This window comes from Mesorhizobium sp. M1A.F.Ca.IN.022.07.1.1, assembly GCF_003997575.1.
Classification (GTDB): Bacteria; Pseudomonadota; Alphaproteobacteria; order Rhizobiales; family Rhizobiaceae; genus Mesorhizobium.
This window is the reverse complement of the sequence record NZ_RZST01000020.1, coordinates 19,494-32,847: the sequence shown is the minus strand read 5'-3', so window position 1 is coordinate 32,847 and position 13,354 is coordinate 19,494. Positions and strand designations below refer to the sequence as shown.

The window sequence follows — 13,354 nt, the reverse complement described above, 5'->3', positions numbered from 1 at the left end:
GGATAGCCGATCCGCAAGGCATCAAGCCCGGCTCCCACATGCCGGTGGTCGAGCTCAATGGCGACGAGCTCAACGCGATCGTCGCCTATCTCGAGGGCCTGAAATGAGCAGCGCGGACCTGGCCAGCGAACGCGACCTGCCGCCGGAACGTGAGGCGACTGCCAAGGGCGACGTTGCCCCCGAACGTGATGGGCCGCGCGACACCGGCATGGACGATGCCAGCCTTCACCGCTGGCTCGCGCGCACATGGCGGACGCCGCCCGGCATCATCGGCGCGTTGTCCAGCGTTGATCACAAGGTCGTCGCAAGGCGCTATCTGATCACGGCATTCGGGTTTCTGTGCCTGGGCGGGCTGAGCGCCGTCGCCATGCGCATCCAGCTTTCGGGACCGCAACGCGGCCTGATCGGGCCGGACCTCTACAACCAGCTGTTCACCATGCATGGCGTCACCATGATGTTCCTGTTTGCCGTGCCCATCGTGCAGGCGACCGGCATCTATCTGGTGCCGCTGATGGTCGGCAGCCGCAACATCGCCTTTCCGCGCCTGAACGCGTTCAGTTACTGGATTTATGTCTCGGGAGGTCTCTTCGCCTGGGTGTCCTTCGCCCTTGCAATGGCGCCGGATGTCGGCTGGTTCGCCTATGTGCCGCTGTCAGGTCCCGAATTCAGTCCCGGCAAGCGCGCCGACGTGTGGGCGCAGATGATCACCTATACCGAGGTCTCATCGCTGGCGGTCGCCGTCGCGACCATTGTCACCGTATTGAAGCAGCGTGCGGCAGGCATGTCGCTGGACAAGATCCCGCTCTATGTCTGGGCGTTGCTGGTGACCTCATTCGTCGTCGTCTTCGCCATGCCGGCGGTCATGATCACCTCGACCTTCCTGATCCTCGACCGGCTGGTCGGAACGCATATTTTCAATCCAGCGGAGGGCGGCGACGCCCTGCTGTTCCAGCACCTGTTCTGGTTCTTCGGTCACCCCGAGGTCTACATCATCTTCCTGCCGGCGACAGGCATCGTCTCCGCGATCATTCCCGCTTTCGCTCGAAGGCCGGCGTTCGGCCATCTCGGGCTGGTGCTGTCGTTGATCGCGGTCGGCTTCCTGTCGTTCGGTCTCTGGGTCCACCACATGTTCGCGACGGGATTGCCGAAGCTCGGTGCAAGCTTCTTCACGGCATCCAGCATGTTGATCGCCATTCCAAACGGCGTGCAGATCTTTTGCTGGTTGGCGACCTTGTGGGACGGCAGACCGGTGATCCGTACGCCGTTGCTCTTCGTCTTCGGTTTCTTCTTCATCTTCGTCATCGGCGGGCTCACCGGTGTGATGCTGGCCTCGGTGCCGCTCGACCTGCAGGTGCACGACACCTATTTCGTCGTCGCGCATTTCCACTATGTGCTGATCGGCGGCTCGGTTTTCCCACTGCTGGGTGCCGCCTATTTCTGGTTCCCCAAGATCACCGGCCGCATGATGAGCGAGCGCCTCGGACGCTGGCATTTCTGGCTGGCCTTCATCGGCTTCAACGCGGCCTTCTTCCCGATGCACCTTGTCGGCCTGTGGGGCATGCCGCGCAGGGTCTATACCTATCCGGCCGAGCTTGGCTGGGGGAACATCAACCTGTTCATCACCGGCGGCGCGGTGCTCTTCTTCCTGAGCTTCGTGCTGTTCACCTTCAACCTCGTGCATGGCGCCTTGAAAGGCGCGCCGGCCGGCGACAATCCCTGGGATGCCGGCACGCTGGAATGGGCCACGTCTTCGCCGCCTCCAAGCTATAATTTCGCGCGCATTCCAATCGTCACGAATGTCGAGCCGCTCTGGGCCGAACGCGAGGCCCTTCCCGTCGCCACCGGCCTTCGCGTCGATGTGCGCGAGCTCCTCATCTCGACGGTGGCGGAAGCGCATCCCGATATCCGCGAGAAATCGGCGACGCCGTCGATCTGGCCCTTGTTCGCTGCGATCGCTGTCGGCGGCACCTTTCTGTATTCGATCTTCACGCCCTGGGCGATCGTCTGGGGCGCCGCGCCGATCGCGATCACCCTGATCGGCTGGTTCTGGCCGAAAGATATTCCGGAGGACGAGGAATGAAGCAGCGTCCCGCCGCCGATCTGTCGGGCCTGCCAAGCTTCGGGCTTGGTCCGCGCAGCCCGACCTGGTGGGGTACGCTCGGTTTCATGGCGTTGGAAGGAATGGGCTTTGCGCTGGCGGCCGGCGCTTATCTCTATCTGGCGACCTTGTGGCCCAACTGGCGTCTGAGCGCCCCGGAGCCCAACCATTGGCCGGGAACGATCGTGACGCTGCTTCTCATCGTCAGCCTGGTGCCGAACCACCTCCTCAACCGCTACGCCAAGCAATGCGCCATCGGGCCGGTGCGGATCGGCATGGTGGTGATGTCGCTGCTCGGCAGCGCGCCGCTCATCGTGCGCTGGTTCGAGTTTCCGGCCCTGAACATCTATTGGGACACCAACGCTTATGGCTCGATGCTCTGGGTGCTGCTCGGCCTGCACACCATCCATCTGATCACCGATGTCGGCGACACGATCGTTCTGACAGTGCTGATGTTCACGCGCCACGCCTATAGCGGCCGGCGTTTCGGCGACGTCGGCGACAACGTCTTCTACTGGGATTTCGTGGTCTTGACCTGGATCCCGATCTATCTGCTCATCTACTGGGTCCCGAGGCTAGGCTGATGCGCGCGCTGCGTTTGGGAACGTCCTGGGGTGGTCTTGTGTCGGGGCCTCTGGCCTGGGCCATCTCTACGCAGCTGAATTACGCGCTGGTGCCCTGGCAATGTAATCGCCAGGTCCCGGTGGTGCTTCCCGTCGCACTGGTGCTCATGGTGTTTTCGCTCCTCGGCGGCGTCCTGTCGTGGCAGGCGAAGCGGCAAGGCGGCGCCGCCTTCAAACCGGAGCGTACACGCAGCACCGAGCGATTCATCGCCGATCTCGGCATGCTTTCGGCTTTGCTGTTTGCCCTCGTCATCGTCATGCAGGCCAGCGCCGCGCTCATCCTCGACGAGTGCCTGCGATGAGTTTCGAGGCGTTCTTCTCGACCTCGATCTGCTACGGCGCCGGCGCGCCCGAGGCCGGGTGGACGCTTGCCCTTCCCATCACGCTTCCGCTGGCCGCGCTCGCGCTGGTCTATGCGACCGGCGCCAACCGGCTGTGGCGCCGCAGCAGCCGAGGCCGACCAGAGCGGATGCGACAAACCTTGCTGTTCGCCGCAGGGTGGTGCGTGCTGACGGGAGCGCTGGTCAGCCCGATCCATGCGCTCGGCGAGCGGGTCTTTGCCGCTCACATGATCGAGCACGAGCTGCTGATGGCGCTGGCGGCTCCGCTGCTGGTTGCAGCCCGCCCCGGCGCGGCACTGGTATGGGCATTACCGGTCGCGTTTCGGCAGAGAACGGGAAGGCTCACGCATGGCAAGATGCTGCAGGCGGTCTGGGCCTTCGCCAGCCGCCCTCTCAACGCAACAATCATCCACGCGATCGCCATCTGGATCTGGCACATCCCGTTCCTGTTCGAGGCAGCCCTGCAGCGGGGCGTGCTGCACTATACCCAGCATGCGAGCTTCCTCGGCACTGCCTTGCTGTTCTGGTGGGCGCTTCTGCCCCGTTCCGGTCGGCAGCAGGCCTATGGCAGCGCTGTCATGCATCTCTTCTTCACCTCGATGCACACCGGCCTGCTCGGCGTGCTGCTGCTGCTGTCGCCCAAACTATGGTATCCGGAAAATGCCGGTGGCGCAGCGCTGTGGGGTTTAAGCCCGATCGAGGACCAGCAGCTTGCGGGTCTGGTGATGTGGGTTCCGGCTGGCCTGATCTATGGCGGAGCCGCTTTGCTGCTCGCCGGCCTCTGGATAAGCAAGAGCGGAACCAGGGAGGCGACGCATGCGCTCCGATCTGGCTAGACTGATCGCCGGCGCCCTCGCCGCCATGATCGTAGTTGCCGTAGCCGTCGCCGCCGTGGCCTTATGGGCCGACCGGCGTGATCGTGTCCGGCACGAGTCGGACGCGGCAACCGGCGGCGTGGGCGCGCGCGCCATTCCGATCATGACCGCGAACGGCTGCTCCGGCTGCCATACGATCCCTGGCGTGCCGGGCGCGCAAGGTCAGGTCGGCCCGCGCCTCGACGCCAGCCTCGCCGGCCGGGTCATTATCGGCGGCGTGCTGGCGAACAATCCGGAGAACCTGATCCGCTGGATACGTGGCGCCAGAGAGATTAATCCGCACACCGCCATGCCATCGACGAGGGTCACCGAGCAGCAGGCGCGTGATATCGCGGCCTATCTCTATGCTTTGAAATAATTGAACCCCGCCGCGTCGGAACCCGGGCTGTCACGCAACCTTCGACAGGACGCTGATATCGCATCTGGCGAGGCCATATCGCCAGCGATGGTTCGTCGCCGCGACACGGCTCTGGTAAAAAAGCGTGAGCTGTTCGCCCTCGATCATGACGGTGGAGTGACCGTTTTCTCCTGGCCCGCCTGGATCAAGAACCGGACCTATCGAGACGTAGGGTCCGGTAACCTCGGCGGCGATGGCGAAAAACACGCGTTGTCGGCTTCCTCGCGCTCCCCGCGGAAGGAAGCACGTGGCGTTCAGAAGCACGCGGCCATCGGGGAGCTCGACCAGTTGGGCGCCTTCGATCCCCCACTCGTAGTCGGGATCATCGCGCGTATTGTGGTGTGGGATCTCACTATGGTCGAGGATCCTGCCCAGCCGCTTCCAAGGTCCGAACCACGAGTCCGACTGGCTGCGCGCCAGGTAGACATCGGGTTGCGGCACACGACTGAATTTCGGCATGCCGGAATAGACGATGTAGCGCTTGCCGCCGATGATCGCCGGATGCGGATCATAGATCCCATCTTCGTCCGTGCCAGGGATCGACAGGATTGCCGGGTTGAGCACCACCCAGTTGAAGCCATCATTCGACACCGCGTGCTCACAGCGGCCGCCGGACTTCATGAACTCGGTCTGGATGAACATGTGGAAGACGCCGAGCTCGTAGACAACACCGGGCGCGGCAACGCCCGATCCTGTAACAGGAAGCTCGATGGGCTCGTGCTCCGTCCAGGGACCATGCAGCTCCGGCGCGGTTGCGTGAAGTATCTTCCAGCTCTCGGTTGTTACCGTGCCGCTCGAGCCGAAGACGTGCCAAAGCCTGCCGTCAAAGACGGGGCATGGATCCTTGAGATCATCCACCGCCTGCGGATGGAAGAGCGGGAACACATTCGTCTCGAACTCGATCTTCATCACTTGCCCCAGCAATTGCCGGCCGTTTGAGGCTCGTTTGGCTCCGGTCCAGGCGAACCGTTGGAGCCGTCGAACAGCTTAGCTGCCCATGCTGCGGAAATACGGCCACCGAGTGACCGTCCCCAAGAACCTGCGTGCGAATCTTGGCTCCACCTCCCAAAGGGGCAGCAGCACCGCGGCATGATCCTTCGCCGCTTTAACGGTTCGCGACTGGAACAAGTTATTCGACGGAAAGTTAGACGGAAAGGTGGATGTCGTCTCCGCTGCCTGCGATTAACAAATGTTAATCGCAATGTAATTTCGGCTGCCACTAGGGAAATTTGTATGGACTCGGCAATAAGAATACCAACTCGCAGAAGAACCACCAAGACGCAAGACTTACTGATATGTTTCTCTCATTTACGATGGAATTTTGTCTATCAGCGTCCACAGCATATTCTTACCTTGGCCGCGAAGGAACATGAGATTATCTATTTCGAGGAACCTGTTTTCGAGGAGCGCTCGCATCCTTCGATGCGTTTCTCAGAGGTGGCGCCGGCAATTCGGGTCGCGACTCCTCTGCTTCCAATTGGCACAAGCCCGGCCAGAGCTGATGCCGTGCAGCGCAAATATCTCGACCGGATCATCGCTTCGACGCCGCACACTAACCTGACCGCCTGGTACTACACGCCCATGGCCCTACGCTTCAGCGCGCACATCAATTGCGATGTCTGCGTCTATGACTGCATGGACGAACTTTCGGCGTTCAAGAATGCGCCAACCGAGCTGGCCATGATGGAGCGAGCCCTCTTCGGGCGCGCCGACGTGGTCTTCACCGGCGGCTTGAGCCTCTTTGAAGCGAAGCGCTGCCAGCACCGTGCCATCTATCCGTTTCCGAGCAGCATCGACGTCAGCCACTTCCACAAGGCAAGGACACCCGGCAAGGACCCGGCCGATCAATTCGGCATTCCTCATCCACGGGTGGGCTTCTTCGGCGTCATCGACGAGCGCCTCGACATCGATCTCGTGGCCCAGGCCTCCAAGGCGATGCCGGACGTGCATTTCGTCATGCTCGGTCCGGTGGTCAAGATCGACCCGAGCAGCCTGCCGACAGCGGGCAATCTGCATTGGCTCGGCGGGAAAGCCTATGCCGACCTTCCAGATTATCTGCGCCACTGGGACGCCGGCTGGATGCCGTTCGCGCTCAACGAGGCCACTCGCTTCATCAGCCCGACAAAAACGCCGGAGTTCCTCGCCGCTGGCCTGCCGGTGGTCTCAACAGCAATCGTCGATGTTGTGCGAACCTACGGCGCAGCCGGGCTCGTCGACATAGTGGACGCCGAGGACGTCGACATCAAGCTGCGATCCGTCCTTACCCAATCGCGCGAGGCGCGGCTTCAGCAGGTCGATGCCTATCTCCGGGACATGTCCTGGAAGCGCACATGGAATGGCATGGCCGCTCACATCAGGAACGCCAGTGCTCGGAAAAAGGTCGTCCCGTTCCGCAGGAGCGCCTGACCATGTTCGACTGGCTGATCGTCGGCGCCGGCTTCGCCGGCAGCGTTCTCGCCGAACGCATTGCCTCGCAGCGGGGAGAAAGCGTTCTCCTCATCGATCGCCGCAATCACATCGGTGGCAACGCCTATGACTGCTACGACGAAGCAGGCATCCTCATCCACCGCTACGGGCCGCACATATTCCATACAAATGCGCGGTCCATCGTGGATTATCTGTCACACTTCACGACATGGCGGCCGTATGAACATCGTGTGCTGGCGGCGGTCGACGGAATGCTTCTCCCGATCCCCATCAATCTCGATACGATCAACCGCCTCTATGGTCTCGATTTGGATCCGGTGGAACTGGAAGACTTCTTCGCGTCTCGCCGCGAGACCATCGAGGAAGTCCACACGGCCGAGGACGTCGTGGTCAGCACTGTCGGGCGGGAACTCTATGAGAAATTCTTCCGCGGCTACACCAGGAAGCAATGGGGCGTAGACCCCTCCCAGCTCAGCAAATCGGTAACCGCCCGGGTTCCGACCAGGACCAACCGCGACGACCGCTACTTCGGCGACAGCTTCCAGCACATGCCCGCGAACGGGTACACGCGCATGTTCGAGCGCATGCTCAACCATCCCAATATCAAGATCATGCTGCAGACCGATTATGGTGAGGTCCGGGACCGGATTCCGTTCCGCAAGCTGATCTACACCGGCCCTGTCGACGAATTCTTCGACTGGAGACTTGGCCGCCTGCCGTATCGCTCACTGCGTTTCGAGCACGTGACCGTCGACTGTCAACAGTTCCAGCCGGTCGCTGTGGTCAACTATCCGCAAACGGAGGACTTCACCCGGATCACCGAGTATAAGCATCTGACCGGTCAGAAGAACGCCCGGACAAGCCTCACCTATGAATACCCGACCGACATTGGCGATCCATACTATCCGGTGCCCCGGCCGGAAAACGAAGCGCTCTACAAGCAATATGAAGCCTTGTCCGCCAGTCGCCCGGATGTCTGGTTTGTCGGACGCCTTGCGACGTACCGCTATTACAACATGGACCAGGTCGTGGGTCAGGCTCTGGCTACTTTCGCCCGCATTCAGAAGACGGTCCCAATTGGAGGCGCCTTGCAGCCGGCAATGGCTGTGCCGGGCTAAAGCCGCTTGCTACTCCGGCATGCAAGGCTGCGTGGATCGAGAATGCTGGCCAAACAGCCTCTGCTGCCTCGCCAGTTCATCGGCCATCGGCTGACGGGTGCGACGCGATCCATCCGCATGGATGACGGAGAAAAGGCCAACTTCGGCGTGGCGTGAATTGTCCCATCCCGGGTAAGCCGTGATCGGATAAAGGCAAATACCCCCGACGGGCGCGCCTTGGTTCATAGCCTCCCGCACCTCGTCGCATACATAGTGAAGCCATGCCGGGCCCCCCGATCCCTCCGCACCTGTCTCTGCAATGTACATCGGCTGTCGGTAGCGTTGGGCGACCTCGACGAGCATTTCCGACAGAGCCCGGTATTCGTGATGCCCCATCGGGATTGTTGGCCCGTGCAAGTACCACTGATTGTGCGGGTAGAAATTCAGACCGATGACATCGATGAGATCTTCGCTGCCGCCAAGCTGCGGCTCGACGCGCCCCATCAGCATGTCGTACGCTTCGAACTGTCCTTGACGGACTTTTTCAGCCGCCCGCATTTCCGCGCGGCTTCGATCGCGCGGCGCGATGTGAATAAGCGGCTCGGCCCAGATGAACCGGCATTCTGGATCCGCTTGGCGCATGGCTCGTATGCCTTGCACGGCAGCCTTGACGAGGTGGCGTTTGAACCAACCCCTTCGCCTTGGGCCGGCCGGTGGAAAATAGCCCACTTCGACTGCCCAGGCGAAGAACGATATCTCGTTGATCGGGCAGACGAGCGCAGGCTTCCCGCTGACGGCCCGATGCAACCGGACAGCTTCCGCTGCGAAATCGGCATAGCGCTCGATCAGCTCCGTCCCGCCCTGGTCAAGATAATCGGGGGTTCCGTAGTGAAAGACATCCCAGATGACCTGAACGCCGGCGAGATTTGCCGCTTCAATCATCGGCGCCCAACTCGACCAATCGTACACGCCCGGCGCCTTCTCGATCAGGTGCCAGCGTAACCCGTCACGAACAGTTCTGAGCCCAAGGTTCGCGCAGCCGCGATAGTCGCGTTCTGCGTGAGAATCATGGCCAGTCGCCCGCACGAGATCGAGACGCACGCCAGCCTTTCGCCGGTGCGAGGAGCATTCGAAACCGCCCATGAAAAAACTGTCGAATGTGACCGCGCTGGCAGCCGGATTCACGTTTGGGCTAACGGCTTGCGGCACATTCTTACTCCTTGCATTGGCCGGACGGTCGACCAACGGCCGAAACCCTCTTTGGGTTGGGCAAATTCTTCGTTCTTGCCGCGTGCTGAACGGCGTTCAGCCCAGCGTGATCTCCTGATCGTTCACAACCTCGGCCAGCCGACTGAGGAAACTCACGAGACCGACTTCCGGATCGTCGTTGTCGCCTGTGAGCACGGAGATACCCCAACGCCCCAGCACGGCTTCTTCGACGGGGTCTCGGCTCGCCATGAAAATGTATGACGGCGGCCGATCCGCCTCGTAGCCCGAACGGTTCCATGTCTGCCAAAGCCGATGCAACAGCAGCCGGATGTTCAGGTCCGAGAGACTATAGCCGACGAACAGAACCGTGCTGCCCAGCGCATCGGAACGAAACCGCACATCGAGCGGCGAATCGAAGGATAACCGATCGAGATAGTCGGTTTCTGTAAGGACCAGCGAGGAATCGTCATCGAAGTCGCCGTGGAATTTCACGATGCAAGCGACGTCCCGGCGAGCCTTCGAGACATCCCTAGCATTTGCCACCTTCACATATGCGCGGCCGTGTATCTCAAAGGCGACTTCGAGGTTCCGGTCATAGTTGGTGGTGTAGATCACCGGAAAATCCAGCGCGACGATCAGACGATGCAGTTCGGACTCCCGAATCTTCTCCCTCGTCACGGTCCAGTGCCTGTCCATCCAACTACGCAACGGCCCGATGCTGCCATGCTTGATCCGGTAATACTCGGCCAGGGTTTGGAAGCGATCACGCGGTCTCGCGCCATCCAGGCCGAGTTCGCTCGCCATGCGCTCAATCAGCTTCTCCCAGGAAGGCAGCCCCACGCTCATCGAAACACCAGCTCCGACAAAGAGCACCGCATTGCGCTCTCGGATCGCTTTCGCGAGTGGAATAATCGGGTCCTCGTTCATTGCCGAAGCTGAGCGGGCTGCCGCGGGCGGCGCATGACGCATAACTTCCGAACCCGAAGGTGGATGAAGTGTTCCCCGCTCAGCCGCGAAAATGTAGAAGACCGCCGATACTCCCGGTCGGTCTCGGCAAGGTCTCGGAGCTGCCATCGAGCAAGGCAAAGCAGAGACGGACGGGCTGGCTTCGGTCCCTCTCAGCATCGGCGGATCGCGAGCGCGACATCGGTCGCGAACGGTGGCACCTTCAGCTTCAACCTACCGTCCGCTTGCGCCCGCCATTCCGCCGCTTGCGTGCCGGCCGCAGTATCCCAGCCGACTATGCGGTAGCTACCCGGAGCCAGCCCAGGCAGGTCGATCATGACGGGCTCGGTTTGCACGTCGGCCTGCAGCATGCCGTTGGGCCCGATCGTTTCGCGGTGCACCAGCCAGGCCACCGCCTGGGCATCGTCGCCGCAGGCTACCGCCGCGACATCGGGGCGGGAAACCCGCACCCGGCCGCAGAGATGGACACGTCGGAACCGACTCCAGTCGATCAGCGGCAGGAAACCCGCCAGCGAGCGCTGCGCCCGCCGCATGCCGGGTGTGAGCACATGCGGCGTACGGTTCGGCCAGCGCATGCCGCCACCGGCACCGCCGGCAGCCAGGTGCGCCCATTGCATATGGCGGAAATATTCGTCGTCGAACGGCTCCGGCAGCGTGATCTTCTTGTCCTTGAAGGTATGGATCGGGCCATGTTCGCTGTCGAGGAACGGCCGGCCATCGCGAGTTTCGGCCAGGGCCTCGCCGACGATCCGCCCCAGGCCGAGCGCCGGGGCCACTGTGTCGCGGGGATGATCGATCGTGCCCTCCTCGTAGATGTGGAGGGAGGCGAAGTCGAGATCCGGATGCCGGAAGATAGGTTCGCGGAGCGGCATGTGCGCCCGCCAGCGAAGCTCCGGTCCGAAGAGCGAAACCGTTTGCGGGTGGGAGCGGCCGTAGAGCGAAATCTCCAGCCGGCGAACGAAAGCACCGAGATCGTGGATGAAGTCGCCGAAATCGTCGGCGCTGCCTTCGGCCTGCTCGGGATGGATCTCGTTCCAGAGGTCCCAAGCGAAGAGCGCGCCGCTGCCGCCCCATCTGCGCACCGCGAATTCCAGCCTTGCCTTGATGGCGCGGCGCGTGGCCGTGCAGACCAGAAAGCGCGAGGGCTGATCCAGCACGCCGCCGTTCCTCTGATTATAGGGGTGATGACGCCAGTGCCGCCACTGCCAAAATGTATCGAACGGGGTGAGCAGTATTCTCAAACCGTGCTTTTCACAGAGACGAAAAAGATCGTCCCACAGCCGCACGATAGCAGGAACGAAGCGACCGAGCGGCCGCTCGAAGTAGCGGTGGCGGACCTGAGCATATTCCAGCATCAGCCTGAGGCAGGTGACGCCGCTTTGCTTAAGCCAGCGGAGGTGAGCCTCCACGCCGGCTATGTCCTTGCGCCGGAACAGCCCATTTAGCTCAGGCCAGCTTATCGCGTCATTCTGCCCGATCGGCATCCACGGCTCGCCGTCCTCAGTGGCGAAATATGAGCCGGCCACCGTGATCCACTGCAGACCCGCGGACCGGACAGCGAGTAAGCGCTCCGCGTCACTGGTCGTGCTGTCCGTTAATCCCGTGTTGTCCAAGTGGCTTTCCGGTATTCCCCAAGGCACTCCAAACTGTCTCAGGGGAAAAATGTTCACCGGCGCCGGCGCAAAAATCGCAGCCCGCCCGGGCCTCATCGCCGAGAGAATGGCCCGTTATTAAAGAATGGCCAGCTGATCTGCTCCAGCTTCGCTCGACTGAAAACCCTAGCTAGGATCCGCTCGCCACCATCCCGGCCGTAGGGGCCTGGGCAGGCCACCGAAAGCCAACCAAGTCAAGTCATAGCGACGAGTAGAGATTCGCCGGCGGGATCTCGCCAACCAGGAAGGCCGGCTTCAGGCGATCCTCTGCTGAAGCTGCGGCATGTCTTCGCTCTTCCGCAGACCCGTTGCGACGACCGACACCCGAAACTTTCCGGCCAATGCCTGGTCGAAGATGGCGCCGACGATAATGTCGGCGTCGGCGTCGACCTCTTCCCGTATCCGTGTCGCGGCTTCGTCGACCTCGAAGAGCGTCATGTCCGTGCCGCCGCAGATCGATACCAGCAGGCCTCTGGCGCCCGTCATGGAAGCCTCATCGAGCAGCGGGTTGGCGATTGCTGCCTCGGCCGCCGTCCTTGCGCGGCCCTCCCCCGAGGCCTCACCGGTTCCCATCATCGCCCGGCCCATGTCCCGCATCACCGACTTCACGTCGGCAAAATCGAGATTGATCAGGCCTTCCTTCACGATGAGATCCGTGATGCAGCCGACACCGGCGTAGAGAACACGGTCCGCCATAGCGAAGGCATCGGCAAACGTCGTCCTGGCGTCGGCGACCCTGAAAAGGTTCTGGTTGGGGATGACGATCACGGTGTCGGCGCTTTCGCGAAGGCGTTCTATGCCCTCTTCGGCGGCCTGGGACCTGCGCTTGCCCTCGAACGTGAAAGGCTTGGTAACGACGGCCACCGTCAAAATGCCGGCATCGCGCGCCGCACGCGCAATGACGGGCGCGGCGCCAGTCCCGGTGCCGCCGCCCATGCCCGCCGTGATGAAACACATGTGCGTTCCCGCAAGATGATCCATGATCTCGTCGATGGATTCCTCGGCGGCCGCGCTGCCGACGTGGGGGAGAGATCCGGCGCCCAAGCCTTCGGTCACATGCGCACCCAACTGGATCAGCCGCGGCGACTTCGACATGGTGAGCGCCTGGGCGTCGGTATTGGCGACGACGAACTCGACCCCCTGCAGGCCTTCAGCGATCATGTTGTTGACGGCGTTTCCGCCAGCGCCACCGACCCCCACAACGGTTATCTTAGGTCTCATCTCCAGGATTTCCGGCTTGGCGGTCATTGTGATCTCTCTACGGGACGCAGTGGCTGCGCCAGAGCAACTAGCAAACGAATCAGATGGTCCCGCCAAGATCAGGGAATCAGAGGACAGGCCTCGCCGCAAGATCAAGCTGAGGGCGTCAAATCGCCAAGTTTGCTTCAGCAGCGCCGTGGTCCCGAGCGCAACCTGCGTGAACCGGCGCGGGGTGCGGGGGGCGACGAAAGACAAATGGTTCGCCGAAGCAACTCTTCCCTGAGATAAGTCCGGGCCGCTTCGGACCGTCGCGCGGCCAACATCGTTCGGAACTTACTGCGCAGTTGCCGGCAGAGCCGAGACGTCCTGCTCACGAGGTTGATAAATCCCGCCGGCTCTCTAAGTTCGCCTTGGGGCACTTGACTTCGCGCTGGTCCGGCAAACGATCGGACTTAGGCGCAAGAACGGT

12 protein-coding genes and 1 pseudogene are annotated in these 13,354 nt (G+C 62.0%); 8 read left to right on the top strand and 5 right to left on the bottom strand.

Features of this window, described 5'->3' with window-relative positions; genetic code table 11:
* The 6 genes and pseudogenes from EOA75_RS34870 to EOA75_RS04820 all read left to right on the top strand — a co-directional run.
* Positions 1–107 (top strand): annotated as a pseudogene (locus tag EOA75_RS34870) (cytochrome c oxidase subunit II); the annotation flags it as partial.
* On the top strand, positions 104–2,080 hold the full coding sequence (ctaD, locus tag EOA75_RS04840; RefSeq protein WP_127323747.1) for a cytochrome c oxidase subunit I: 1,977 nt from the start codon (positions 104–106) through the stop codon (positions 2,078–2,080). The pseudogene EOA75_RS34870 and the gene ctaD, both read left to right, overlap by 4 nt.
* Positions 2,077–2,682 carry a cytochrome c oxidase subunit 3 gene (locus EOA75_RS04835; protein ID WP_127323746.1) on the top strand — a complete coding sequence of 202 codons (606 nt, stop codon included), beginning with the start codon at positions 2,077–2,079 and terminating at the stop codon, positions 2,680–2,682. Before ctaD ends, EOA75_RS04835 begins: the two co-directional genes overlap by 4 nt.
* Positions 2,682–3,023, top strand: a complete 342-nt coding sequence (locus EOA75_RS04830; protein WP_095826018.1) for a hypothetical protein — start codon at positions 2,682–2,684, stop codon at positions 3,021–3,023. Before EOA75_RS04835 ends, EOA75_RS04830 begins: the two co-directional genes overlap by 1 nt.
* Positions 3,020–3,898 carry a cytochrome c oxidase assembly protein gene (locus EOA75_RS04825; protein WP_127323745.1) on the top strand — a complete coding sequence of 293 codons (879 nt, stop codon included), beginning with the start codon at positions 3,020–3,022 and terminating at the stop codon, positions 3,896–3,898. Before EOA75_RS04830 ends, EOA75_RS04825 begins: the two co-directional genes overlap by 4 nt.
* A complete protein-coding gene (locus tag EOA75_RS04820) occupies positions 3,879–4,295 on the top strand; it encodes a c-type cytochrome (protein WP_127323744.1) in 417 nt (138 codons plus the stop codon). Before EOA75_RS04825 ends, EOA75_RS04820 begins: the two co-directional genes overlap by 20 nt.
* Before the next feature lie 30 nt (positions 4,296–4,325).
* Here the strand turns inward: EOA75_RS04820 and EOA75_RS04815 are convergent, their stop codons facing one another.
* Positions 4,326–5,243 carry a hypothetical protein gene (locus EOA75_RS04815; protein ID WP_066993843.1) on the bottom strand — a complete coding sequence of 306 codons (918 nt, stop codon included), beginning with the start codon at positions 5,241–5,243 and terminating at the stop codon, positions 4,326–4,328.
* 180 nt (positions 5,244–5,423) lie between these two features.
* Here EOA75_RS04815 and EOA75_RS04810 point away from each other — a divergent pair, with 180 nt between their 5' ends.
* Together EOA75_RS04810 and glf are read left to right on the top strand one after the other, a co-directional pair.
* Positions 5,424–6,740, top strand: a complete 1,317-nt coding sequence (locus tag EOA75_RS04810) for a glycosyltransferase (RefSeq protein WP_245466562.1) — start codon at positions 5,424–5,426, stop codon at positions 6,738–6,740.
* A gap of 2 nt (positions 6,741–6,742) precedes the next feature.
* Positions 6,743–7,879 carry a UDP-galactopyranose mutase gene (gene glf / locus EOA75_RS04805; RefSeq protein ID WP_127323749.1) on the top strand — a complete coding sequence of 379 codons (1,137 nt, stop codon included), beginning with the start codon at positions 6,743–6,745 and terminating at the stop codon, positions 7,877–7,879.
* Between the two features lie 9 nt (positions 7,880–7,888).
* On the opposite strand, the gene EOA75_RS04800 is transcribed toward glf, so the two are convergent.
* The 4 genes from EOA75_RS04800 to ftsZ form a co-directional block, all read right to left on the bottom strand.
* The gene (locus EOA75_RS04800) at positions 7,889–9,067 is read right to left on the bottom strand and encodes a beta-glucosidase (protein ID WP_127323743.1); all 1,179 of its coding nucleotides are present in this window, start codon (positions 9,065–9,067) and stop codon (positions 7,889–7,891) included.
* Positions 9,068–9,163: 96 nt separating this feature from the next.
* The gene (locus EOA75_RS04795; protein ID WP_095777407.1) at positions 9,164–9,994 is read right to left on the bottom strand and encodes an SIR2 family protein; all 831 of its coding nucleotides are present in this window, start codon (positions 9,992–9,994) and stop codon (positions 9,164–9,166) included.
* Positions 9,995–10,185: 191 nt separating this feature from the next.
* The gene (locus EOA75_RS04790) at positions 10,186–11,442 is read right to left on the bottom strand and encodes a hypothetical protein (RefSeq protein ID WP_127323742.1); all 1,257 of its coding nucleotides are present in this window, start codon (positions 11,440–11,442) and stop codon (positions 10,186–10,188) included.
* A gap of 498 nt (positions 11,443–11,940) precedes the next feature.
* Positions 11,941–12,933: a cell division protein FtsZ gene (ftsZ, locus tag EOA75_RS04785; RefSeq protein WP_067328519.1), complete on the bottom strand. Its 993-nt coding sequence runs from the start codon at positions 12,931–12,933 to the stop codon at positions 11,941–11,943.
* Between the last annotated feature and the right edge of the window lie 421 nt (positions 12,934–13,354).

Coding starts and splice junctions, on each gene's coding strand:
- glf (WP_127323749.1), top strand. CDS start 6,743: ATGTTCGACTGGCTGATCGTCGGCGCCGGCTTCGCCGGCAGCGTTCTC.
- EOA75_RS04830 (WP_095826018.1), top strand. CDS start 2,682: ATGCGCGCGCTGCGTTTGGGAACGTCCTGGGGTGGTCTTGTGTCGGGG.
- ctaD (WP_127323747.1), top strand. CDS start 104: ATGAGCAGCGCGGACCTGGCCAGCGAACGCGACCTGCCGCCGGAACGT.
- EOA75_RS04835 (WP_127323746.1), top strand. CDS start 2,077: ATGAAGCAGCGTCCCGCCGCCGATCTGTCGGGCCTGCCAAGCTTCGGG.
- ftsZ (WP_067328519.1), bottom strand. CDS start 12,933: ATGACCGCCAAGCCGGAAATCCTGGAGATGAGACCTAAGATAACCGTT.
- EOA75_RS04825 (WP_127323745.1), top strand. CDS start 3,020: ATGAGTTTCGAGGCGTTCTTCTCGACCTCGATCTGCTACGGCGCCGGC.
- EOA75_RS04815 (WP_066993843.1), bottom strand. CDS start 5,243: ATGAAGATCGAGTTCGAGACGAATGTGTTCCCGCTCTTCCATCCGCAG.
- EOA75_RS04820 (WP_127323744.1), top strand. CDS start 3,879: ATGCGCTCCGATCTGGCTAGACTGATCGCCGGCGCCCTCGCCGCCATG.
- EOA75_RS04795 (WP_095777407.1), bottom strand. CDS start 9,994: ATGAACGAGGACCCGATTATTCCACTCGCGAAAGCGATCCGAGAGCGC.
- EOA75_RS04810 (WP_245466562.1), top strand. CDS start 5,424: ATGATCCTTCGCCGCTTTAACGGTTCGCGACTGGAACAAGTTATTCGA.